This window comes from Streptomyces sp. NPDC052036, assembly GCF_040680495.1.
In the GTDB taxonomy this organism is placed as follows: Bacteria; Actinomycetota; Actinomycetes; order Streptomycetales; family Streptomycetaceae; genus Streptomyces.
This window is the reverse complement of the sequence record NZ_JBFAWW010000008.1, coordinates 158,161-181,559: the sequence shown is the minus strand read 5'-3', so window position 1 is coordinate 181,559 and position 23,399 is coordinate 158,161. Positions and strand designations below refer to the sequence as shown.

The window sequence follows — 23,399 nt, the reverse complement described above, 5'->3', positions numbered from 1 at the left end:
CGACGGGCCGGCCGGTACGAAGTGAACGATTCGCGCCCGGTGACCGCCGTTGTGGGCAGATCATGGGTAGGGCGTCATGTCAGGGGTGACGTACAGAAGCCGGCCGTCCAGCCGGGGCGACGGGCCGGCCGGTACGAAGTGAACGATTCGCGCCCGGTGACCGCCGTTGTGGGCAGATCATGGGTAGGGCGTCATGTCAGGGGTGACGTACAGGGGAAGCAGAGGGCAGGGATGACCGCAGCAGCACAGTCGGTCTTCGTCAGCTACGCCGGGCCGGACCAGGCCTGGGCCGAGTGGGTGGCCTGGCAGTTGAAGGACGCCGGGTACGAGGTCGAACTCGATGTGTGGGACTGGCGGACCGGCGACAACTTCATCGACCGGATGAACGAGGCCCTGGAGCGTGCCACCGCGGTGGTGGCGCTGTTCTCCAACAACTACTTCAGCCGCACGCGGTGGACCAAGGAGGAGTGGACCGCGGTCGTCGCCCGTCGCGAGCGGCTCGTTCCGCTGACGATCGAACCCCTCACGGCGGCGGACGTCCCCGACATCCTGAGCGCGGTCATCCGCAAGGACCTGCACGGCCTGGACGAACAGGCCGCCGTGGCCGCCCTGTTGACCGCCGTCGACGGGCCCAGCGCACCGACTGTGAAGCCCGGCTTCCCGGGCGCACCCGCCCCCGCGCCCGCTGCCCCGGCCGACTCCGACGGCCGACGTCCCCGGCTGCCCAGCGGCGCGGGTCTGCCGCGGGTATGGAACGTCCCGGACCGCAACCCGCACTTCACCGGCCGTCAGGCCCAACTCGCCCAGGTACGTGACGGTTTGCTGAACGGTCGACGTACCGTCGTCCAGGCCCTGCAGGGCCTTGGCGGCATCGGCAAGTCCCAGCTCGCACTGGAGTACGCCCACCGCTTCACCAGCCAGTACGACACCGTCTGGTGGATCGACGCCGAACGGGCCGACCAGCTCCTCGTCCGGTACACCGAACTGGCCACCCGCCTGGGTATCGCCAAGCCCGACGCCGGCGCCGAGCACAATGCCCGCACCCTGCTGGAACATCTGCGCACCCACGACAGATGGCTGATCATCCTCGACAACGCGGACGATCCCCGGGACTTCGAGACGCTGATCCCCACCGGCCCCGGCCATGTGCTGATCACCTCACGCAATCCCGGTTGGAACGATCGCGTCCACACTCTGAGCCTGGGTGTGTTCCCGCGCGGCGACGCCCTGGCCTACCTCACCACCCGCGTCGTCGGCATCGCCCCGGAGCAGGCCGACGGTCTCGCGGACGACCTCGGCGACCTTCCCCTCGCCCTGGCGCAGGCGGCCGGAGTCATCACCAGCGGCATGACCGTGGACCGCTATCGCGCGTTGCTCACCGACAAGACCGCCAGGCTGATGGCCAACGGCGGTCCGCACGGCTATCCGGCACCGCTGGCCGCCGCCGTGGACATCGCCACCACCGGCCTGGCCGCCGACCAGCCGGACGCGGCCCTGCTGCTGCGCCTCGGCGCCTTCTTCGGCCCCGACCCCATCCCCCTCGCATGGCTGGAAGCCGTACGCGACCAGTTGGCCACCGTCGCCGTGGACCCGGACGACTTCATGTGGCCCCAGGCGGCCCTCCAGCCGCTCGCCCGCTACGGCCTCGCCCGCGTCGACCACGAGACCTTCCAGATCCACCGGCTCACCCAGGCCATTGTTCGCGACCGGTCAGGCGAGGCCGACGCCACGGCGGCGGAGGACGACGTCACCACGATCCTCGCGAACGCCACCCCCGACGACCCCGACACCCCCACCGCCTGGCCTCGATGGGCCGCCCTGACCTCCCACCTCGCCGCGCGCAAGCACAGCACCGCCAATCGCCCTCCGCTGCGCCGCGCACTGATCCAGTCCGCCCGCTACCTCATCAAGAGCGGACAGTCGCGCGCTGCCCGCGATCTCGTCGCCGCCGTCCACCACGCCTGGACCGGCACCCTGGGCGAGGACCACGAGGACACCCTGTCGAGCGCCCAGTACCTCGGCCACGCCATGAGCGACCTCGGGGAGTACGGCGAGGCCCGCCGTCTGCAGGAGGACACCCTCGAACGCCGGCGTACCGTCCTCGGCGAGAACCACCCCGACACCCTGCACTCCGCCAATGACCTCGCTGTCACTCTGGCCAACTTCGGCCAGTACGCCGAGGCCCGCCGTATGAGCGAGGACGTCCTCGAACGCCGACGCGTCCTCCTCGGGGACAACGACCCCGGCACTCTCCTCTCCGCCCAGAATCTGGCCGCTGTCCTGCGCAGCCTCGGGGAGGACGCGGAGGCCCGCCGTATCTGCGAGGACACCCTCGAACGCCGGCGCGCCGTCCTGGGCGAGGACCATCCCGACACCCTCGACTCCGCCGGCAGCCTCGCCTCCGTGTTGCACGCCATGGAGGAGTACGAGGAGGCCTGTCGCATGAGCGAGGACGTCCTCGAACGCCGGCGCACCGTCCTGGGCGAGGACCACCCCGACACCCTCCACTCCGCCCACGGTCTCGCGGCCACCCTCGGTGCCCTGCACAAGCACGCCGAGGCCCACCGTATGCAGGAACAGACCTTCGAACGCCACCGCGCCCTGCTGGGCCAGGACCACCCCCACACGCTCGACTCCGCCTCCGGCTTCGGCGTCACCCTGCACAACCTCGGACGGTACGCAGAGGCCCGCCGTATCTGCGAGGACACCCTCGAACGCCGGCGCACCGTCCTGGGCGAGGACCATCCCGACACTCTCAACTCGGCTCACGACCTCGCGATGTCCCTGCTCACCCTGCGAGAACACGCGTCGGCAGTGCGGCTGTTGAAAGACACACGTGCCCGAACCCGGCGCACCCTCGGCCCGGACCACCCCTTCACGGAGAAGGTGACCGAGAGTCTCGTCAGCGCGTTGACGGCCGCGGGCAAGCCGCATGAGGCTTACAAACTCATGGCCTCACTCAAAACAGGACAGCGCCAGACCCGCAGGAAGCGCCGCTGACGAGGCAGTGCCCGCGCTCCACGCCGGGCGCCCCGGGTCCGGTCAGTCCTGGGTGGGGGTCTTCTGGCGGATCAGGACCAGGGCCGCGCCGCCGATGACGACCAGGGCTATGGCCGTGCCCGCGATGAAGGGGGTCGCGCTGGTGCCGCCCGTCTCGGCGAGGTTGGTGTCCGTGGCCGCCGTACCGCCCACCGTCGCGGGGCTGGGGTCACTGAGCGTCTGCGTCCGCAGACCGCCCGTGCTGCTCTCCGTCTTGCAGTCGAGGACGCCCTTGAACCACTTCTGGTGGCCGCCCGGGCCCGTGATCGTGAAGTCGTAGGCCTGGTCCTCCTGCAACGGGACCGTGACCGTCTGGGTCTGTCCCGCCGGGATGGTGTGCTCCGTCCCCATCAGCTCGAACGTGAACGGCTCGTCGCCCTTGTTGACCGCGGTGATGTCCACGCCGCTCTTGGCGCAGTTCTTCTCGGCCGACAGCGCGGGTATCGCGCCCTTGGCCGCCCAGGTCGCCGTGGCCGTCGCCGAGACGGTCGACTCGCTGGAACCGGCGAGTATCTGGGTCTGGCTGCGGGTGTCGGAGGCGAAGGCCCGGCCCACCGGCACGGTGGTCGATGCCTGCACGGTCAGCTCGGCAGCACCGTCCTGTGCCTTCTTCGGCACCTGGAAGTAGAGCCTGCTGCCGTCGGTCGCGGACGTGACGGCCTTGCCGTCCTTGTCGACGACCTTCACTCCGGCGGCCGCGGCGTCCGACGGCGGTGTCACGGACGCACTGTCCGCGTTCGTGTGCACTGTCACCGGGCCGAGCCGCTCCCCGGGGCGGCCGGACACGGCGGGCGGGTCGAGGGTCAGGGAGGCGGCGGGCTCCGAGAGGTTCCGCGCGTGCTTCTCCAGGTAGTCCGCGAGCTTCTCCGCCTGCGGGTCGACCGCGTCCACGTCGGCCCCGTCCGAGTAGTGCCAGATCGCCACCTGGGTGCCCGCCGCGGCGTCCTGTTCGGTGAGCCCCTTGGCGCCGGCCTCGGCCGCCAGCGCGGCCAGATCGTTGACCTGCGGGTAGGAGTTGCCCAGGATCCAGCGGATCTTGCCGGCGCTCTTGTTGCCGTTCAGGGACGTGCCGCTCCAGGACGTCTCGTGGTACCTGGCCTCCTTCTGCGCCGGGTTGTGGATATCGATGCAGTAGGTCTGCAGAGTGCCGCCGTTGTCGACGGACATCTCGAACAGTCCTGCGGCCACCTGCTCGTCCTTGCCGTCGTCGTGGACGACCGCGGTCCCGAACGTCTTCAGGGCGCCCAGGGTCGCGGTCGCGCCTCCTTCGCTCTGCGGCGTCCCGTCGGCGGCCGCCACCCCCGCGGTGGCCAGCAGGCCGCCCGAGACGATTCCGGACACCAGCGTCGCGGCGGCGAGGCGTACGACCCCTCGCCTGCGCGCGGACGGCGCAGAGAGCGAAGAAAACACAGAATTCCCCTTCGAGCGGGACCCATTGACGTGGGGGTGCGGTCCCACCAGCAGAATCGAAAGCCCTGGAGCTATGCCCGGCATCCTAAGGACGCGGCGCCCCCCTCTCCCCAGTACTGGCGTCCGATAACCGATCCGACTCGGAATCGTTATCGCCCACACCATCGATGAGCAGTGCGTATCGACAAATCCACGAGGACTGTTCGGTCATCGGACGACTTGTCCGGTGAAGGGCGGCACTCCGGTCACCGCGGGACCAATGGAAACTGACGTCATGTCACGCCTGCTGGTTCGGGGCGGGGTTGGGAAACCGGTCCGGACTGCTCCGACTCCTCGGGTCGATTCGGCGGTCCCGTCTCCCAGGTGGGCTCGGGCTGCGCTGCCGACTCGGGCTGCACCTCGGGCTTCGAGGCCCGCCGGAAGGCCGATGTGCCGCGCGACAGGTCGTGGCCGACGGCCACCGCGTCGAGGTCCGCCGACAGCCAACTCTGTCCGTCCCGCTGCTCCGTGCGCACCTTGAGCCGCCCCTGCACGACGAGCGGATCCCCCACCGCCACGGACGCGGCGACGTTCGTGGCCAGTGAGCGCCGGACCCACACCGTGAAGAAGTTCGTGTGCCCGTCCGTCCAGACGTTCTTCTCGCGGTCCAGATACCGCGCCGTCACCGCCAGCCGGAAGCGGGCCGTGGGACCCGCCGGCGACTCCCGGTAGACCGGCTGCGTGGCCACATTGCCGACCACGCACAGCAACGCCTCGTTCATGACATTCCCCTCCCTCGTCCCGGCCTGCCGCGCCGGGACGGTACGCGCACGGGCCTGTCCCGCACGGCTGCGTCTGCCGCGTCGGTCACGCCCTGTGGCGTGCCGCCGCCGGTGCGGTGATCACGTCCGTCGCGATCGCCGCGAGATCAGACTGCCTCCGTCGGCCCGAGCCCGCTGGGCGCTGTGGACCGTCCCCCGCTTGTGGACAACCCCGCCACTCGAACGAGCGCCTCCGCCTGGCTCGTCCAGGAACTCAGCCCAAGCGTGCCACCGCCCCGACCCCCACGACCTTCACGTACTGCTCGCGCACCTCCCGGTACCGCAGCAGTTCCGCCGCCAGGGGATCCAGCACCTGGGCCCGCCCGCACCCGGCCGCTGCCTCCCTCAGCCTTCGTTCCGCCTCGAGCCCGTACCGGCGGGCCGGTCCGCGCGCCGCCACCCGGCAGCCCCACTCGACGACGGGACCGCCCACGACGCCTGCCCCCAGCAGCAGCACCGGCACCCCGAGTCGGGGCGACATGAACCCCACGACCTGCCCCAGCAGCCAGAGCACCGCGGACAGTTGAAGGAGCGTCATCATCACCTGGGCCATCACGGCGGCCGGCCACCAGCCGGGCCGGGGCGGCCGTCCGGGCGGCTCGGCGTCGCTCAGGGCGAGCTGGTCCAGTGTCTCGGGCAGCCCCTGCGCGCCACGCACCGCGGCCTCGCGGACCGCCTGGGCCCAGGGGGCGGGCAGCCCGGCCGCGGCCTGGTCGGCCACCGTCCGTACCGCCTGCTCGACGTTCTGCCGCGCGGTCGCCTCCTGATCCGTCGGCGCAGGCAGAGTCGGCCCGCCCGTGGCGGACTGCCGCCGCTCCCGGGACCACCGCCACAGCCGCAGCCAAGGTGCGCCGCACGCTCGGTTGGCGTTGCGCAGCCACGCACGTTCCGCGGCCTCACCCGCGGCGGTCGCGCCCACCGCGTCCGCGAGCCGCCCGGCGAACTCCTCGCGCGCCTCCTCGCTGAGCCCGGCGCCCCGGCCCGTCCCGTAGACGGTCCGCAGCCGGGCCGCGGCCGCGTCCACGTCCGCGGAGACACGGCGAGCGGCGGCCCCTCGCTCGGCCACGAACTGTCCGATCAGTTCCCGCAGTTCCCCCACGCCCTCCCCGGTGAGCGCGGAGACCGCGAGCACGCTCGCACCCGGCTCGCCGTACTCGCCGAGCGCGATCCCGTCCCCGTCGAGAAGTCGTCGTAGATCGTCGAGGACCTGCTCGGCGGCCTCTCCGGGCAGCCGGTCGACCTGGTTGAGAACGACGAACATGACCTCGGCGTGCCCCGCGAGAGGCCGCAGATAGCGCTCGTGGAGGACCGCGTCGGCGTACTTCTCGGGGTCGACCACCCAGATGACCGCGTCGACGAGCGCCAGGACGCGGTCGACCTGCTCCCGATGTGCCACGGCCGCGGAGTCGTGGTCGGGCAGGTCGACCAGGACGAGCCCGCTCAGCTGCGAGTCGCCGTCCTCAGGGTCCTGCCGAGGGCGCCGGCGCTGCTGTCCGGGGACACCGAGCCGGTCGACGAGGGCGGACGCGCCGTCGCTCCACATGCACACGAGCGGTGCCGCCGTGGTGGGCCGGCGCAGCCCGGTCTCCGACAGGTTCACCCCGGCGAGTGCGTTGAAGAGCGTCGACTTGCCGCTGCCGGTGGCGCCCGCGATGGCGACCACGGTGTGCTCTCCGGAGAGCTTGCGGCGTGCGGACGACTCGTCGAGGACGCGGCCCGCCTCGGCGAGCGTGTCGCCGTCAAGCCGGGTCCGTGACAGAGCCATCAGCTCACGCAGCGCGTCCAGCCGCGACCTCAGGGCTCCGTCGTACGCGAGCGGCGCGGGCTGCCGTTCGGACGTGCCGCGCGGTTCCACAACCGTGGCGGCCTGCGGAAGTCCCGGCCCCGCCTCGGGCACGCGCCTGGCGATCAGCCCATCGTCCCAGGCGGCCTCGGGTTCGGAGCGCTCCACGGGGTCGTCGTGTCGCACGCGCGCGTGGCGGGCGTCGTCCTCCCCGCGCGCGTGCGGGACCTTCTCCTGGGGGCGGGCAGCCGGACTCCCGTCCTGGGCCCCTGCGCCCGCGTCCTCGACTCCGGACCCGGCGTCCCCGGCCGCGTCGGGACCGGCTTCCGAGAGCCGCCCCACAGCACACTCCGGCCTCTCAGCACCCGCGGGCCGCGCAAGTCGCTCAGGGTTCCCCGACTCCCCCAGCTCCCTCGACTCCCTCGACTCCCTCGGCTCCCTCGGCTCCCTCGACTCTCCCGGCTCCTCGGGGTGCTCGGCGTGATCCGTGCGGTCAGTGACGGCAGTCACCACGGTCACCTCTCCTTCTGCAGTACGGACAGCGCGGCGATGAGTTCGGCCTGGGGGTCGATCTGGATGTCGAGGGCGTCGAGCGGGGCGACACGGCGCTCGCGTTCCGCGCGCAGCGCTCGGTCCAGGTACTCGGAGAGCAGTCGTGCGGCCCGGTCGCGCAGCCGGAGGGCCGCCCGGGCCCCGATCCGCTCGGCGAGCCCCTCCCCCGCTCCCTTGGCCCGGGGGCCGCCGAGCAGCTCCGTGGCGACGAGCGCGGCCACCGCCTCCGCGTCCACCGCCACGCCCCGGTCGAGGTCGCGCACCGCTTCCTCGGCGTACTCCTCCAGCTCGCGCCGCCAGCGCCGTACGGTCATCCCGATGCGGTGCTCGGCGCTGTCCAGGGTGGGGTCCCGGTTGGCCAGCGCGGGCGCGTCCGCCGCGGGCTCGCTCCGCCAGGCCTCGTCGATGCGTTCGTCGGCGGCCGTGACGGCGCACAGCAGCAGGGCGCCGAGGCTCTCCACGAGGGCGTCCAGCAGCTCTCCCGGGGTGCAGTCCCGGGGGTAGCCGCGCCATCGCGTCAGGGCGTCGCCGGCGAGGACGGCCCCGGCCTCCAGCCTGTCCCGAACGCGCGCGTACTCGCTGTCGTACGCGGCGTCGACGGCAGCCGTCAGCCGCAGCGCGGCGGCGTACTGGGCGGCTGCCGCCCCGGCCAGCTCGGGCATACGGGACCTCAGCGAGTCGAGAACGCCGTAGGCCGTACGCGCCATGGCCGTCTCCCGGGCGGCCTGATCCTGCACCTGGTACGTGAGCCAGGCGAGCAGCGGTGCGACGGCCGTGGCGGGCAGCAGCCCCCCGCCCCACGCGGACTCGGGCAGCTCGGGCACGGTGAAGCGGGGGACGTGACCGAGCCCGGCCTTGGTGAGCAGGGCTCCGTACTGCCGTGACACCTCGGACACGACCTGATGGGGCACCCGGTCCAGCACGGTGACCAGCGTCGCCCGGTGCTCCTTGGCGGTCCGCAGCAGGTGCCAGGGCACGGCGTCGGCGTACCGGACGGCGGTGGTGACCAGAATCCAGATGTCGGCGGCGCTGATCAGCTCCGCGGCGAGAACGCGGTTCTCAGCGACCAGGGAGTCGATGTCGGGCGCGTCGAGGAGAGCGAGTCCGCGCGGCAGGGTGTCGGCGGTCTCGATGCGCAGCACCCGCTCCTCGCGCCCCACGAGGGCGTTGAGATCGTCGGGGCCCTCCTGGTGGGGCACCCACACGCGCGTGAGGTCGGGCAGGACGCGCATCCCGCTGAACCAGTGGTGGTCCTCGGGGTGGCAGACGAGTACGGGCGTACGGGTGGTGGGCCGCAGCACGCCCGCCTCGCTGACCCTGCGGCCCACGAGGGAGTTGACGAGGGTCGACTTTCCGGCGCCGGTCGATCCTCCGACGACGGCCAGAAGCGGTGCTTCAGGCTCTCTCAGCCGGGGCACCACATAGTCGTCGAGCTGTGCGAGAAGTTCGTCGCGGTTGGCACGCGCCCGTGGAGCCCCCGCCAGGGGCAACGGGAAGCGTGCGGCGGCGACACGGTCGCGCAGGGCGGAGAGTGCGTCGAGCAGCTGAGGCCGTACGTCCAAGGTCACCACATGCGAAGAATGCCCAATTTTGGAGGCTTTCTGAAGCATATGGAGATGTCTGCGCGCCGACAGGACACATGGGATGGAAGGGGCGACTGGGACGCAGGCATAACGAGTGCACAACACCCGCGGCGTGAGACGTCAAAAGCGATGCACGATTCGCACCTGCCTGCGATTATCGGGACCGCTTCACTGAACCTCCACATCGAGCCACGGAGGGGAAGCATCAGGGGCAAGGGCCCGGGAGCTCTATCCTTGTCCCCGGCATGGTCACGGATCAGCCCGCACCCGGGCACCACGACAGGCCACCACACCGGCCCCCGTAGCTCAGTGGATAGAGCAGGCGCCTTCTAAGCGCTTGGCCGCAGGTTCGAGTCCTGCCGGGGGCGCCAGGCTTCGCCCTCCCGCTTGGGAGGGCTTTTTGCTGGTCAGGGCGGGTGCGAGGGGCTTTGACGAAGCCCCGGGCCCGCCCTTGGTGATCAAGGGAAGACTCCGGGGCTGTCCGGCTGTCACCGGGTTTTTGCGGGTGGCCGTGTCGAATACGTGTCGAAGTTCTCGACCCCAGGAAGATCAGCCAACACCTGGCACCTCCGCCTCAGGGAGGTCTCCCGCAGCTTCAAGCCGCCGTTTGAGGTCTGGCAGCTGCCCGTCGATGCACCGGGCGTAGGTCGCCAGGAGCACGGCGACGCTGTTCCCGGCCCATTCGGCCACCTGGGCGGGTGGGATGCCGTCGTTGAGCCACTTGGTCAGGCGCGTGTTCCGGTTGTCGTACACCCGCCGCCCGGTGGGCGACTCGAAGACGTGCGGGGGCAGTACGGCCTTACGTGCGCTGCGCCAGGCCCGGCGGATGACGGAGCCGGCGAGGATGCCGCCGGACTCACCCTGGAAGAGCAGATCACCCGGCTGGAGCTGTTCGTCCTCGATGTGCTGCCGCAGGATACGCGTCAGGGTCGGATGCCCCGGCACGGTGCGCGTTTCACCCTCCGCACGGCCTTTCAGGTCGCGTTGCTCGTGGATCTCTCCCGTGTCGGTCCACTGCTTCCCGATCTCCGGCGTCGCTGTGTGGATCAGCAGCTCGCACCACTGGTCGTCGGCGTCGGGGTCGGGCAGGGTCACGTCCTCGACGCGCATGGCTACGGCTTCCTCGGGCCGGGGGCCGCAGTAGTACAGCGTGGCGAAGAAGGCGTGGAGCCGCTTGCCGCCGCGCGGCCGGCGCCGGATCCAGTCGAGAATCGCCGCGGCCTGCTCGGGGTTCAGCAAGGACCGCTTGTCCACGGCGTTCGTGGTCTTCGTGGCGGCCGTCGACTCCTTGCCCTTGGGCAGGGGGTTGGTCCGCAGGATGCGCCGCCGGATCGCATACTTCATGGCGACGTTGAGGATCCGGCGGTTGCGCTTCCGGGACCAGGCCGCCGCTTGCTTGCCGTCGAGGCGCGTGTCGATGGCCTGCAGGACCTGGTCGACCTTCTCGGGGTCCTCCCAGACGGAGACGGGAAGGGAGTTCCGCTCGACCCACTTGAGGATGGCCACCACGTCTCGGGGCGCGTCCGGTCGGCGATTCGTGTTGAACGCCCACTCACGCAGTGCGGTGCGTACGGCCGCAGGTGCGAACTGGGTGGGCTTGGCCCGCAGCAGCGCGATGGTGGTCGCGGTCAGGGTCTTGGCGATGTTCTTGCGGCTGTTGCCGCCGAGCTGTGACCAGCGGGCATCCACATACTCGACGGCGAACTTGTACCAGCTCATGGCAGCCGACTTGGAACGATGGGACACCGGGAGGCCTGTAGCGACAACGAAGGCCTCGCCCTTGCCCGTGGCCCGGATGAGTTCGGAGCGGAAGCCTTCGGCGAGCGCAACGGTGTTGAAGGGCTCACGCCAGCGCTTGTCCGCCACAGTCCAACGCACGGTGTACGTGGTCTTCCGGGCGCCCTTGTAGGTGAGGATCTTGTAGATCTTCACGTCGTACGTCGTCTCCATCAGGCGGCGTCCTCGCAGTCGTCGAGCCAGTGATCGAGGTCACTCCGCCGGATCCGGAGGTCGCCGTTCGGGAGCTTGATGCAGCGCGGCGCACGGCGCTTGGCCCGCCAGTCGTAGAAGGTCGAGCGGGAGATGGCCAGTTCCTCGCAGACCTCCGCGAGGGTGAGCATGGTGCGTCGTGACCGGACGGCCGTGGTCATTCCGTGCTCCCTTCACTCAGGAGGGCGTCGCGGGCGGTCTCGCGGTTGGTCTGGAGGTCGCGGGCGATGGTCGCGGCGAGGGCGGCCTCACCCGGCGTGTGGCCGTGGCCGGCGTACTGCCAGTCGGCCAGGACGAGGACGGTGTCCGGCTCACGGTGGTCGAGGCCGAGGACGGATGCCTCTTGGGCGGCGCGGTAGTCGGCGCGTTCCTTGCGGAGGGCGCCGAGAGTGGTCGAGTAGGTCCGCGACTTGGACGAGAAGTGCCCGCGGAAGCCGAGCATGTGCGCCCAGGCCCAGAGGCGCCGGTCCGGGTAGAGGCTGTCCAGGTCGCGGCACGCGGTGATGAGGCGGCGGGTGTGCTCGGGGACCTGGTGGTGGTCGAGTTCGGCGAGTTCGCCGAGGCGACGGTCCAGGGTGCCGGTGTTCTCGGCGGCCTTGGTCGCGTACTTGGCTACGTACGAGGCGACGGCCTGTTCGGTGATGTCGGAGCCGTCACCGAAGGCCTTGACCGGGCGGACGTCGAGCTGTTGGCCCCAGCGGAAGGTACGGGCGGGCTCGTCACCGGCAGCCGGGACCGAGACGGACGTGTACGAGTGCGCTGCGGCTGCGTGGAGTGCGTCCGTGAGGAGGTCGACCGTGGCCCAGGCGGGCGGCGGCGTTCCGGGCCCTTCCGGGCCGTCGAGGCGTACGACGGCGTGGAAGTGCAGGGCTCCGCGCTTCTGGAACTCGGCGACCTTGCCGTACGAGACGCGAAGGTGTTCGGTGAGTTCCCTTCGAGGCAGGCCGGCGCGGGCAGCGAGTTCGCGGCGGAGTCGGGTGGTGAAGCGCTGCCAGAGCTGTCCGGCGTGGTTGTTGAACAGCACGGCGCCCGCGTAGTCGTAGGTGTCCGGGTCGAGGGCGGTCCCCAGCTCCGGGGCGTCGGGCGCGTGCGGGGTGCCGCAGCGGCAGGAGCCGTGGTCGGGGCGGTTGTGGACCGGACCGAACGAGGGCGCCGTGAGGGTGGCGAAGACGCGCGGGTGATCGCGGACCGTGGCGGGGACGTCGCGGCGGTCGTCTCCGGCCAGGCCCGCGCGGATCAGGTGGTACGTATCGCCCGCGTAGGTCCAGGCGCAGGACGGGCAGCGGGAGGCCCGGCGGTTGCCGCAGGCGAGGCGGAGGCGTCCGCCCGGCTCCTTTTCGGTTGAGTAGTGGTGCAGGGTCTCGCCGCTGGTCTTGTCCTTGTGGAGGACCCAGCCAGTGAGGTGGATCGGGTCGGAGCAGCCGCCGGTGCGGCGGATCTGGTCCTCCCAGCGGGTGTAGTCGGAGGCCGAAGCCACCCGGAGCACGTCCCCGAGGGTGATCGGGTCGAGCAATGTGTCGGGCATGGGCGCACTCGGTGTCGCGGGTGAGGCGCGGTGGGCCATGCTTGGTGTTCCTTCCGGTTGCGAGTCGGACAGGGACGGCGCCCGGGCGGCGGATGCTTGGCGGTATCGAGGCCGCCCGGGTGCCGGTCAGCGACGCTTGGTGTCGGAGGCGAGCAGGGAGCGCAGGACGACCGCGCAGACGGCGACCGAGGCGCCGGTGATGGCGACCGCCAGGAGCAGGGAGACCAGGACGGCGCCGAGGACCAGGACGACGGCCGTGCCGCCGCCGACGAGGGCGAGGGCGGTGCCGGGGGTGAGCTGGACCGTGGGCCGGGATGGCGTCGGAGTCGGCGGGACGGCCAGCGGAGTCTCTGCGTGCCGGGTGACGGTGGTCGGCTCGACGACGGCGAGCGGGGTGGTGAGGCCCGTCGGCATCGGCATGGTGGGGATCTTCGGGCGGAACATTGGTGATCTCCTCTCGCGGGCGGGCTACTTGACGAGGGCGTTGATGGCCGGGGCGAGGACGCTGTCGGCGAGGAGGAAGCCGCCGAGCAGGAGTACGGCGATGAGCCAGGCCGGCGGGCGGATGAGCTTGACGCCGAGGTAGCCGACGACGAGCAGGGCGAACCAGAGCGGGACCTGCATGGCGGTGGGTCTCCTAGCGGACGCGGCAGCGGTGGGTGCGGGCGGCGAGCTGGGCCGCGGACTGGCTGGAGTAGTCGGCGGACCAGCCGCAGTCGTCGGAGGTGCACACGGCGGCGTGCTTGGTCTGGCCGTGGCGGTCGCGGTGTGTGCCGATCTGCACCGGGCCGATGCGCATCACGGAGTGGAAGTGGTCGCGGGCGGGCATGTCAGTCGGTCTCCTCTCGGGCCGTGGTCGGGGCGGGGAAGCTGGCGCGGATGCCGGCGGCAGTGGCCGGGTCGGCGGTGAGGCGGGCGGCTTCCTCGGCGAGCAGGTGGGCGAGGAAGGGCCGGTTGGCGGCGGTCATCTCGCGTGCACCGTCGAGATAGTCGGAGGCGGTCAGATCGGCCGGGTCACGGGTCATCGGTCTTCCTCCTCTTGCTGGTCAGGTGAGGTGGGCGGCGATGGCGTCGGCGAGGTGGGGCGGTACGCCGAGGCGGGAGCGCAGGGTGTCCGTGTCGATCGGGGCACCGGTGCGGGCGCGGTACTCGTCGGCGACCTTGCGGGCGTGGTCAACGAGGACGGCGGGGACCGGAGGAGCGGGAGCCGGGGCCGCAGAAGCGGGGGCCGCGTCAGGCTCGGGCACCGGCTCAGGTGCCGATGCGCGTTCGGCGTCCGGGACCGGCTGCTCGACCGGAGACACGACCTCCTCCACGTCCGCGACGGATGCGGGCGTCACCGGCCCCAACTCCGCAGCCGACGAGTGCGCGAGGAGGGTGCCGCCGAGGAAGGCGAGCGCGGGCCATCCGGCGATGCCGAGGCGGAGCAGGGCGGGCGGGTCGGCCAGGTCGAGGAACCCGGCCGTGGCGACGTTGGCGCCGAGCGAGGCGACGAGCGCGACGAGGAACCAGCACCAGGCCAGCCGGGACGGGCCCTCACTGCGCAGGCGCCGCCAGGCGGCGACCAGGAGCAGGTCGACACTGACCGGGTAGGCCCAGGCCTTCCACCCGTTCTGACCGGCAGCGGAGGCCAGGTCGTGCAGGTGGGCGAAGGACAGGGCACCTGCGATGACGGCCTGAACCAGGACCGCGTCGACGCGGAGGCCGTGACGGGCAGCCATCAGGAGTCACCGGGGTAGGCGGGGCCGCCGTCGGGGTCGTAGCCGGGCGGGAACGCGCCGGGCGGGGGCTCGGGCAGCGAGACGGCGAGGGACGCGCTGACGGCTTCCACGAAGTCGAGGTCGGCGCCGGCCATGTCGGCGTACAGGGCGAGTTGGCCGAGCAGGAGCACGGTCCGGGCGAAGTCCTCGCAGTTCGGGCACACGGCGGGGTCTCCCTTCTTTGGGCATGGCGGGGGTAGGGACTTGGCGCGGTGGCGGTCGCGCCGACCGGTGGGGATCAGAGAGAGATCAGACGGCGGCTGAGGAAGCCTTGGCCAGCGACACGGGAGCGGCAGCGGAGGCGGAGAGGGCGGGCCGGAACGGTGCCAGCTCAGGCAGGTCCGGGGTCCGGTCGGCGTGCCGGTTGCATATGTTCACGGCCTGGCGGAGCGAGGTGTGCGGGGCACGGATGCGGTGCCATCCTCCGGAGGAGTCGCCCGCGATGGCGAGCCCCCGCATTTCGGCCGGGATCTGGATGGCAGCGAGTACGGCGTCCGGGGCGATGTCGCCGAAGGCCATGTTGGCGGATGTCTCGTCGTTGACGCGGTGGGCGGTACGGCCGGTGAGCTGGGCGCGGAGCATGGTGATGCCCTTGCCGAGTTCGGAGCCGAAGCGCTGTCCGCAGATTTCGAGGTAGATGCCGGCCGCGCGGCCGAGCTGGGCGAGGCGGACCAGGGCGGTGATGATGCGGTCCCGGCGCTTCTCCTCCTCCTTGTTGGCGTAGAGGGCGAGTTCGGCGACCTCGTCGACCAGGACCACGACCGGGACCGGACGCAGGTGATCGGGCAGATCCCAGATGTCGGCAGCGATCTCGGCGTCCGGCACGTCAGCGGCGATCCGCTGCTGAGCCCGGATGACCTGATAGGTGCGCTCCATCCGGACCACGAGTGCGTCGAGCACGTCGGCGGCGGTGTCGGGATCGTCGGCCAGCGCGGAGAACCGGCGGGCCAGCGGGAACAGTTCAACCCCCTGTTTGCAGTCGATGCCGACGAGGGCAACGTCCATCGGGGCGAGCCCGGCGACCAGGTTGCGTTGGTAGACGGACTTGCCGGACTCCGTGGCCCCGAGGGTGAGGGCGTGGGGTATCGCCCGGTAGTCGCGGTAGTGCACCGAGCCGTCCTGTCGCAGGGCGACCGGTACCCGCATAGTCTGGGTCTCGGTCTTGGCCGGCATCTGCACCCGCTTGAGCACGTCGTAGCCGGTCATCCGCACCTCTACGACGCCGGAGCGCAGTTCCCGCGAGGTCACGCCGTACATCGCGAACGAGTGTCGGAGCCGGTCCGAGGCGGCGGCGACGTCGAAGGCGTCCTGCCCGGGCCGGAGCTTGAGCCGCAGGACCAGGCCGGTACGAGTGGGCCGCAGCCGCAGGATGCGCGGGGCACGTGGCCCCGGTATGGGCCGGTTGGTGGCACGGGCGAGGGCGAGGCGCCACCGCGCGGGCGGAACGGTTAACCCGCACGCGTCCATGACGGAGCCGTACCGGACCAGGACCCGCACCACGGCCAGCGTGACCCCGAACGTCAACCAGTACCAGGCGGGGCGCCGCCACCGCAGGAGACCCGCGGCGGCGACGACCAGCACCAGGGCGACCGTGAAGCCGGTCATGATCAGGCCGCCTTGGGCCTTGCGGCCGCGTCGGCGAGCGAGGTGACCGCGACCGCGCGGAACGCGATGCCGTGCCGCTTCTGGCCGTTGAAGTCGTTCTCCCAGGGCCGGGCGATCAGCCCGGTGAGCGCGACCGGCGTGCCCATGGCCAGCTCGCCAGTGATGCCGGGCTCCGGGACGGTGATGGAGAGGATCTCCACCTCCTCGTTCGCCGCGAACATCACGTCAACCGTCATCAGCTTGGCCCCGGTCTCGGCGTCGGTGGCGATCTCGCCGGTGCGGCGGTCACGGACCTTGACCTGCGGGGCCTTGGCGACCATCACGACGGCGCCGGCGGTGTCGACGGGAATCTGACGCACAGAGATCACTCCTCTATAGATGCTGAACTCTGTCACTCATGTACATGAGTGACGTGAAGAAGAGTGCCTCACTCCTGTACATGAGTCAACCCCGCCACGAAGAGGAACTCGCGACGGGTTGCGGAGAGTTGAGTGTGCGTCAGTCGACGGCAGGGATCCGGTACTCGAAAACGAACTGGTCAGCGGCCATGAGGGTGTCGCACACCTCGACCACGAGGCCCGCCGTCGTACGGGCCTCACGGATCAGATGAACCACGGGCGCACCCGGACTCAGCGCCAGCTCCGAGGCTTCCGCCTTGGAGGCTGGCCGCGCTTGCAGCGTCTCGACGAACTCCGCGAACTCATGCCCGTGGTCTTCGAGTCGCGCGTAGATGCCACCGCCGCCGGGGTTCTCGGCGAACAACTCCGGGATGTCCTTCACGACGTCCCAGGGCAGGTACGACGTCGCGGTCTCGACCGGGGTGCCGTTACGGAAGTAGAGGCGCCGGCGGGCCAGCACCTGAGTACCGACGGGGACGCCCAGTCGCTGGGCCGCATCCTCGGGCGCCTCCATGGGCCCGATGTAGAGAACGCTGACTTTGGCGGTGGCGCCGGACTGGGCGGACTCCGCAAGGTAGGCCGCCTGTCCGCCCTGCCGGAGCGAGCGCCGGAAGCGATCGGAGGAGCGGTGCCGCACAGGAGGCCGGTTCTTCACGATCGAGCCCTTGCCGTGCCGGGTCTCGACCAGCCCACTCGCTCGCACCTCAACCATGGCCTTACGGATCGTCCCGCCGGACACGCCGTAGCGCTCCACCAGCTCAGACTCACTCGGCACCATGTCGCCAGGCTTGAGAACCCCCGCCCGGATCTGCTGCACGATCTCGTCCGCGATCTGCACGTACCGAGGTCCGGACCCGACCCCTCCAGCCGCAGTTCCCATAGTCCTTCTCTGCCTCCTATGCTCCTCTACATGAGTCAAGCACAGGAAGCGACGCCGTCTCCCCTGCACTCCGTATCCGTGGCCGGAGTGGTGGTGCGCGATGACGGCCGCCTCCTGGCGATCCGCCGAGCCGACAACGGCACCTGGGAGCTTCCCGGAGGCATCCTCGAACTGAACGAGACCCCAGAGGCCGGCGTCGCCCGCGAGGTCCTGGAGGAGACCGGCATCCACGTCGAGGTGGACGAACTGACCGGTGTCTACAAGAACCTCACCCGCGGCATCGTGGCCCTGGTCTTCCGCTGCAAGCCCTCCGGCGGCATCGAACGCACCTCAAGCGAGTCGACGGCCGTCTCCTGGCTCACACCCGACGAGGTCAGCGAGCGCATGGCCGAGGTTTTCGCAGTCCGACTCCTCGACGCCTTGGACGACAACGGCCCCCACGTACGCAGCCACGACGGCAAGCGCCTCATCCCAGCGGGATAAAACCTTCTCTCCTTCATCAAGGCCCGCGCACGGCGCGGGCGCGCGCCGCCTCTGCGGCGCGGCCTGCCTCCTGTCTCCGCCCCGGCTGGCCGCGCCCGGCGGCGCGCTCGCGGCTGCGGGCATGAGTGGCGAGACACCCTCTGTGGCTGAGGCGGTCGGCTCCACGGCTTTAGGCAGCCACTTTGGCGCGAGCCTCGAAGATCATGGCCCCAACGTCGTGCTTTACCGGGCAGGTCCACAGACTGCCCGACGCGCGGAAAGCTTACGGGGCCATGATCACTCGCGCCAAAGCAGCTCCAGCCCAAAGCCGCTCCGCCGCCCTACCATAAGGAGGCGCATGTCCCTAGCTGAGAATCTCAGCTGAATACTCTTCGGGGATCTCTCCTTCCGCGAGAGACGTCAGAATCGCAAAGGGCTGCATTAGCGGGTTGCGGAATCGATATGTATACCGACGTTCAGGCCCTTCGCGCTTGAGGACTGAACCGCGTTCGTCACCCGTGAACGCCTTGAGGTGAGGCGCGAAGGCTGGGATCTCGTAGGGCTTAACCATTATGCGACTCAAAGGTTCGCGGACCGCGCCAGCCGTAAATTGCCCGAGCCGATTCTTCTCCGCCAGTGCACAGGCAGCCAGAACTCTAGAGAATAGCGTTCCTGGGCGCGGGCTCTGAATTGCAGCCTGATATTCTTTTAGGAGTGAGTGTTTCTCGACCGCTCTGTTAACAGCTTCGGCGACATCTTCAACCGTCACGTTATCGCGGTCATCCGCAACTGCCCTCTTTGCTGCACTGAGCGACAATAGGTGCACGTAGTGCGGGAACCCCTCAGCGAGTCGCCCGATCCGCTGTCGCGCCTCGGGCGAGATTGTCATTTCTACTGCCGTCAGACCGTTATCGATGATGCTGATTAGTTCATCCTGCGACATCCGAGGCATCTGTACTTCCTCGATGGCTCGCTGGATCGATTCATGCTCACCGAATAGGTGATCAATAGAGTCGGCGACTCCCACAATTACAAGCTTGGTCCTGACAAGATGATCGGACAGCGCCTTAATGAGGTCCGCCATTAGAGAAAGGGAGTCATCATCCTCTATCCGGTCGTACTCGTCGAGAATCACGATGTTATCCCCTGGGATTTGCCCCAAGAGATGCCGGATCTCATCAGGATCTGGCGTAGCGTAAGCCCAAGCCTCCGGCACCTCACAGTTCGCCTGTCGCAGCACCTTCGTCCAAATGCTTCGGAAGTTGTCCTGAGTCGAGCAGTTGACCCTCACGGAGCTACCCTTGACCCCCGAGAGTGGGGACAGCAAATCCCAGAGGATATTTGCAAGCGAGGTCTTTCCGACGCCACGTTCGCCGTAAAGCATGACATGCTTTCCTGGCTGCAAGATCGCGTTCGAAACATCCATGATCTGATCAACGCGCCCCGCAAAGAAGTCCCGGCTTGCAACGGGAGCACTCGGAGTGAACACCTGTCCCAACTTCACGGAGCGCCGGATCTTGGCTGTATCGTTCATTAAGTTACCCCCACTGTCGCTAACTGAGGCTAATTAGATCACGAATGGTGTCGAACTCCCACACCCAGCAGGCCAGTTGAGGAAGGTGCGAGCGCCCTCCCGGGACATCCTCGGGCCGTGGAAGGGCGCTCAATGTTGACCAGCCTCGACAACTGCCGACAGCTCAGCAGCAGGTCAGAGCGCCGATCGGTTAGGCCCGCAGGCCACGGCCGCGGCTGATCAGTTGTAGCTGTGCAGGATCTTGCCGCCCATCCTCGAGACGGCCGGCCCCCGCTCGCGCTCACTTCGCTGCATCTCGGCGACCCGGGCCTGCTGGAAGCGGCCGACGTCCCCCCAACGTGGGAACCCACCTCCAGCATGTCGCCCGCGATCACGACATGCGGTCTTGTGCCTGCTCGCGTCCGCATCTACGGTCGACCTGCTCAAGCAGCTGTGTTGGGGGGAAACGTGCATCTTGACTTCAGCGCCTTAGTGCGGGAGCTGGGGACACCTTCCAAGCTCGTTGTCAGTTCGACGCCAGAACTAGCAGAAGAGGTCGAAAAGGAGGCTCGAGAGCGCGTCGGGCCAAAGCGCGGTGCTTCCTACCTATACCGCAAGCCTGTTTATTCGATTCCCTCCAAGCTATTTAGCGGAATCCAGTCCAGTCCTGCGGAGGTGCTGCGCGAGTTAGGGTTGGCTACCACTTTCATTACGGCTTCGCCCTTTGCTGATATCGCCCGCCATTGGGCGCATGTACGTTACTGCGCTACTCTTAGGAGTAACAGAAAACAAGTCCTGGCTCTGACTCAGGCGGGCTCTGATATAGTGCATCACCACAAAGTGGCACAGTCAGAGCAACTCGGTATTGGCTTAGCTCTCGTGGTGGCTAAACGGATCCTTGAGCGAAAGTATCCCGGTTGGCTCTTTTCGAGCGTTGATGTGGATGTGGCGCTGGAAGCTGGCTTCATCGAAGGAGTAGGCCTGGTCCGGCAGAAAAATAAGGCGGCAATGCGCCCCGATTACTTTTTGGTCGGCCGTCGTGCCGGAGGCGGTAATTCAGGGTGCAAAGTGTACGTCTTGGAATGCAAGGGAACCCACGGAAACGCGTACCATTCAAAACGCCAGCTGGCCACTGCTTCCCTTCAAGTGGGTTCCATCGAAGTAGGGTCTCGTACCTTGCCAAGCCTCATCATTGCCTCCCGCCTGTCCACGGCAGGCGTTTCTATAGATGTGCTCGATCCCCCTGGAGACGACGACCTGTGGGGTGGCGGATCTGAAGAGTTCGATGCGTTAATATCCGAGGATCCCGGTCCCCAGCAATGGACGTCGGGCAAGCCCACCTTCGAACAGTTTTATGCGCGGCAGAGAGGGCTTCTCGGAGCTGAAGATTTCCAGCCTAGCGAAGCAGACTTGCAGGCCGCGCACGCAGAGTACGAGGCGAGCCTAAGCGAGCTCCCTGTCGTCTTCCAGGTTCCTGAGGACGGAAAGAAGTGGTTATTCCGCGTCCTCGCAAGGAGCGCCGCTCACTCTGTTCTACGTTTTGCGGGCGACAACACTGCGGCATCGAGATTCTCCACGCCAAGCACCGCGGCGTATCAGCGCTTACCCATAGATGATCAAGCCCCGGATTGGCAGACCTTTACAGTCAGTTCCGAGTTCGACATTGATTCACACCCGTTCGTCGGTGTCGAGTATTCCATGCCACTCCCCAACGGTGCATCTCTCGAAATCTTCAGAGGGGTCGAAAAGGGGATGTATGAAAATCTCCGTGAAGGGAGGGTCAGTGCCTACCTCAGGAGAGCTCACCGACTCCGCGGTTCGTGGTCATCAGTTCCGGCTGGAGCAACTGCGATCAGTGCCCAGCGCCAGGCCGTCTCAGTCGGCAGCGACGGAACCGGGCTGAGGATCCGCGTTGTGTAACCGTGTAAACGGCCAGGCCTATGGGCGCGCATGGCACTCGCTCAGACCTCGCCGAACTGGTCGCCTTTAGGCCATGCCGCCTACGCAAGGAGCAGCCAGGGGAGGTCCGTCGTCGCTCCCAAAGGCTCGCCTCGCGGCTTGGCCTACGCGGCCCACAGCTTGGCGCCTGGAGTCGCCCCTGGCATTGACGGATTCGGTGGAAATGGAGCCGGTGCGTTCAGCGCGGGCCGCCGAGAACTCCTGATCGACGCTCCAGCGCGCTTGAGTCGCAGCAGCGGCCACGCTGCCGGGCCCCTCGACGCTGAGGACGGCTTGCGCGCGAACCAGGTCGGATAGTGCGCTTCGTGCCGAAGCTACGCGATCTTGGTACTCGTTGTCCGCGATGCCGGGTTGTCTGATCTCTTGCACCAGAGCGGCACAGCGGATAGCGGTGTCGATGAACTGAGCGCAAGCGGCTTTTTGCGCAGCCCGACTCTCAGCAGCTCGGCGCTCGACCCTGTCGTTTCCGGCTACTTCTAGTTGGGCCGCCACCTGGTGACGGATGCCCCAGAGCGCCAGCGAGGATCCAGCGAAAGCCGTGATCGCTGTCATGATCGCGGAAAGTAGTGAGTCAGTCACGGGAAGGATCCCAGCAGAGTCGGACGCCGTCGCGCAGGCTTTTGGCCCACTGGACCCGTCGATCTGCCGGGCCGTCTCTGGGCCGTGCGAGGCCGCCCGGGGCCGACCAGCGGCGACCGGCAGTGACAGACGTTCCCCAGCCGTGACCGGCAAAAGCCCAGGTCACACCCCCTCGACCTAACGGGTTTCCGCCTACGCCTGGCGGTACGGCAAGATGGGGTGTTTCTCACCATCTCCGGCTTACACATCGTCAGGCGACCAGCTCGGGAGACCTCATGAGCACTGTTCACGTACGCATCGGAGACCACCGGACCAAATACCACACTGACGCTGGCTGTCCGTCGCTGAACGGGAAGCAGGACACCTACATGGGGCAGGATTCGATATCGGAGGACGAGGCAAAGGAACAGGGGCTCACAGCCTGCCAGCACTGCAGGAGGTAGCAGTGCGAGCGCCACGGCTGGCCGGTCGTCTTCGCCCAAACTACTGACGGCAGTGAAGGCAGCGTTGATGGCAACGACGACGGACGTCAGCGGCGCTGGGCGGCACGGTAGCGACAGGGTGCCGCCGGGCCGTCCGAGTATGCCCGCATCTTCGAAGCGCCTGGTCTCACGGCGCGTGCCACAGCCGTGCCAGATAGAGCGGTCAACCACGGTCAACAGCGGCTCGCATCAGCTTAGATGTGCCGGTGACCTGCGAGCTCTTCAGAGCTGGGGTGACCTGCACACCAGGGTCCTTCCTCATCCCCGCCCTTACAAGGCGGATGTCGATCGAGAGCCGCATGCTCGGATCCTGGCAGGGGATGACTGTCAGAGCCGGGTGGGAGTGTGCTGCCATGCAGGACGCACTCTTTGATTTGCCGGAGATACCTCCGGAGCACGCTGTGATCGCTCGGTTCCACCTGGGCGGCGGCGACCTCGGCGAGTCCGATCAGTGGGCGCTGGTCTTTGAAGCCGAGCGGTCGATGACGGCCGCGGTCGAAGCCGCAGATGTCGGTGAAGTCGACGGCAACGAGTTCGGTGGCGGCGAGGTAGTGATCTTCGCCTACGGACCTGATGCGGAAGCCCTGTACCGGGTCATGGAGCCAGGCCTGCGCGCGCTCCCGTTTCGGCCGGCGTACGTCGTGCTGCGCTACGGAGAGCCTGCCGATGATGTGGTGAGAGAGCGTATCGATCTGTGAGCCTGTCCGGCGCATACAGCGACCGCTGGGCCGTCCCTGGGCCGTCCGAGGCCGACCAACGCTGACAGTCGGCACCCACGGGTGACCACCCCCACCCCGCTGTGGCCTGGGGTCCCGGCGATGATCTGCCACACTGGACGTGTTATGCCAGCACCCGGAGATCTGGCATTTGTCCAAGGTCGTCGGGGGCACACAGCGGGTGGGCCGACCCCGAAGACGTTGCGTGATCGAACTGACCGACGTGAGCCGTCGTCCTCAAGCTCTGGATCTCAGCGACCCGTTGAGCGCCCATTCAGTCCTCTCGGCTGGGCGGCTGTCGAATATTCGTCAGCGCCTGTTACGCCAAACTCACGGTTGGTGAGTAGCGCCTCCGCTAGCTTCG

The 23,399-nt window shown here is 68.7% G+C and carries 21 protein-coding genes and 1 tRNA gene; 5 read left to right on the top strand and 17 right to left on the bottom strand.

Annotated features, from left to right (window positions below):
* Positions 1 to 231: 231 nt before the first annotated feature.
* Positions 232 to 3,000: an FxSxx-COOH system tetratricopeptide repeat protein gene (fxsT, locus tag AB0L95_RS14705; protein ID WP_365161764.1), complete on the top strand. Its 2,769-nt coding sequence runs from the start codon at positions 232 to 234 to the stop codon at positions 2,998 to 3,000.
* Between the two features lie 42 nt (positions 3,001 to 3,042).
* Here fxsT and AB0L95_RS14700 read toward each other — a convergent pair whose 3' ends face one another.
* From AB0L95_RS14700 to AB0L95_RS14685, 4 genes are all read right to left on the bottom strand, one after another.
* Positions 3,043 to 4,449, bottom strand: coding sequence for a Cys-Gln thioester bond-forming surface protein (locus tag AB0L95_RS14700; protein ID WP_365161762.1), 1,407 nt, complete (start codon positions 4,447 to 4,449; stop codon positions 3,043 to 3,045).
* A gap of 272 nt (positions 4,450 to 4,721) precedes the next feature.
* Positions 4,722 to 5,210, bottom strand: coding sequence for a single-stranded DNA-binding protein (locus AB0L95_RS14695; RefSeq protein ID WP_365161760.1), 489 nt, complete (start codon positions 5,208 to 5,210; stop codon positions 4,722 to 4,724).
* A gap of 253 nt (positions 5,211 to 5,463) precedes the next feature.
* Entirely contained in the window at positions 5,464 to 7,542 is a 2,079-nt protein-coding gene (locus tag AB0L95_RS14690) for a GTPase (protein ID WP_365161758.1), read from the bottom strand.
* 5 nt (positions 7,543 to 7,547) lie between these two features.
* The gene (locus tag AB0L95_RS14685) at positions 7,548 to 9,155 is read right to left on the bottom strand and encodes a dynamin family protein (protein ID WP_365161756.1); all 1,608 of its coding nucleotides are present in this window, start codon (positions 9,153 to 9,155) and stop codon (positions 7,548 to 7,550) included.
* 307 nt (positions 9,156 to 9,462) lie between these two features.
* Here AB0L95_RS14685 and AB0L95_RS14680 point away from each other — a divergent pair.
* Positions 9,463 to 9,538: transfer RNA gene (locus AB0L95_RS14680), tRNA-Arg, on the top strand.
* A gap of 178 nt (positions 9,539 to 9,716) precedes the next feature.
* Here the strand turns inward: AB0L95_RS14680 and AB0L95_RS14675 are convergent.
* The 12 genes from AB0L95_RS14675 to AB0L95_RS14620 all read right to left on the bottom strand — a co-directional run bounded on the left by AB0L95_RS14675 (position 9,717) and on the right by AB0L95_RS14620 (position 17,324).
* The gene (locus AB0L95_RS14675) at positions 9,717 to 11,117 is read right to left on the bottom strand and encodes a site-specific integrase (protein ID WP_365161755.1); all 1,401 of its coding nucleotides are present in this window, start codon (positions 11,115 to 11,117) and stop codon (positions 9,717 to 9,719) included.
* Complete coding sequence (locus AB0L95_RS14670; protein WP_067047728.1) at positions 11,117 to 11,317, bottom strand: helix-turn-helix domain-containing protein; 201 nt, start codon at positions 11,315 to 11,317, stop codon at positions 11,117 to 11,119. Before AB0L95_RS14670 ends, AB0L95_RS14675 begins: the two co-directional genes overlap by 1 nt.
* On the bottom strand, positions 11,314 to 12,681 hold the full coding sequence (gene repSA / locus AB0L95_RS14665) for a replication initiator protein RepSA (RefSeq protein WP_365161753.1): 1,368 nt from the start codon (positions 12,679 to 12,681) through the stop codon (positions 11,314 to 11,316). The genes AB0L95_RS14670 and repSA overlap by 4 nt, the downstream gene beginning before the upstream one ends.
* 126 nt (positions 12,682 to 12,807) lie before the next feature.
* Entirely contained in the window at positions 12,808 to 13,125 is a 318-nt protein-coding gene (locus AB0L95_RS14660) for a SpdD-like protein (protein WP_365161751.1), read from the bottom strand.
* A gap of 24 nt (positions 13,126 to 13,149) precedes the next feature.
* Positions 13,150 to 13,305, bottom strand: a complete 156-nt coding sequence (locus AB0L95_RS14655; RefSeq protein WP_107069211.1) for a hypothetical protein — start codon at positions 13,303 to 13,305, stop codon at positions 13,150 to 13,152.
* 13 nt (positions 13,306 to 13,318) lie between these two features.
* The gene (locus AB0L95_RS14650; protein ID WP_356161029.1) at positions 13,319 to 13,510 is read right to left on the bottom strand and encodes a mobile element transfer protein; all 192 of its coding nucleotides are present in this window, start codon (positions 13,508 to 13,510) and stop codon (positions 13,319 to 13,321) included.
* Between the two features lies 1 nt (position 13,511).
* Positions 13,512 to 13,706, bottom strand: coding sequence for a hypothetical protein (locus tag AB0L95_RS14645; protein ID WP_365161749.1), 195 nt, complete (start codon positions 13,704 to 13,706; stop codon positions 13,512 to 13,514).
* Positions 13,707 to 13,727: 21 nt separating this feature from the next.
* The gene (locus tag AB0L95_RS14640) at positions 13,728 to 14,402 is read right to left on the bottom strand and encodes a DUF2637 domain-containing protein (protein WP_365161747.1); all 675 of its coding nucleotides are present in this window, start codon (positions 14,400 to 14,402) and stop codon (positions 13,728 to 13,730) included.
* Positions 14,402 to 14,605: a hypothetical protein gene (locus AB0L95_RS14635; RefSeq protein WP_361981537.1), complete on the bottom strand. Its 204-nt coding sequence runs from the start codon at positions 14,603 to 14,605 to the stop codon at positions 14,402 to 14,404. Before AB0L95_RS14635 ends, AB0L95_RS14640 begins: the two co-directional genes overlap by 1 nt.
* Positions 14,606 to 14,690: 85 nt before the next feature.
* Positions 14,691 to 16,046, bottom strand: a complete 1,356-nt coding sequence (locus tag AB0L95_RS14630; RefSeq protein ID WP_361981540.1) for an FtsK/SpoIIIE domain-containing protein — start codon at positions 16,044 to 16,046, stop codon at positions 14,691 to 14,693.
* Positions 16,047 to 16,048: 2 nt separating this feature from the next.
* The gene (locus tag AB0L95_RS14625; RefSeq protein WP_365161745.1) at positions 16,049 to 16,405 is read right to left on the bottom strand and encodes a hypothetical protein; all 357 of its coding nucleotides are present in this window, start codon (positions 16,403 to 16,405) and stop codon (positions 16,049 to 16,051) included.
* Positions 16,406 to 16,544: 139 nt separating this feature from the next.
* A complete protein-coding gene (locus tag AB0L95_RS14620; RefSeq protein ID WP_361981545.1) occupies positions 16,545 to 17,324 on the bottom strand; it encodes a GntR family transcriptional regulator in 780 nt (259 codons plus the stop codon).
* Positions 17,325 to 17,342: 18 nt separating this feature from the next.
* Here AB0L95_RS14620 and AB0L95_RS14615 point away from each other — a divergent pair, with 18 nt between their 5' ends.
* Complete coding sequence (locus tag AB0L95_RS14615) at positions 17,343 to 17,807, top strand: NUDIX domain-containing protein (protein WP_361981548.1); 465 nt, start codon at positions 17,343 to 17,345, stop codon at positions 17,805 to 17,807.
* A 343-nt stretch (positions 17,808 to 18,150) separates the two neighbouring features.
* Here the strand turns inward: AB0L95_RS14615 and AB0L95_RS14610 are convergent, their stop codons facing one another.
* Complete coding sequence (locus AB0L95_RS14610; protein ID WP_365161743.1) at positions 18,151 to 19,320, bottom strand: AAA family ATPase; 1,170 nt, start codon at positions 19,318 to 19,320, stop codon at positions 18,151 to 18,153.
* A gap of 447 nt (positions 19,321 to 19,767) precedes the next feature.
* Between AB0L95_RS14610 and AB0L95_RS14605 the strand changes: the two genes are divergently transcribed.
* Both AB0L95_RS14605 and AB0L95_RS14600 read left to right on the top strand, forming a co-directional pair.
* Positions 19,768 to 21,219, top strand: coding sequence for a hypothetical protein (locus AB0L95_RS14605; RefSeq protein ID WP_365161741.1), 1,452 nt, complete (start codon positions 19,768 to 19,770; stop codon positions 21,217 to 21,219).
* 1,453 nt (positions 21,220 to 22,672) lie between these two features.
* Positions 22,673 to 23,017 carry a hypothetical protein gene (locus tag AB0L95_RS14600; protein ID WP_266586192.1) on the top strand — a complete coding sequence of 115 codons (345 nt, stop codon included), beginning with the start codon at positions 22,673 to 22,675 and terminating at the stop codon, positions 23,015 to 23,017.
* The last annotated feature ends 382 nt before the right edge of the window (positions 23,018 to 23,399 follow it).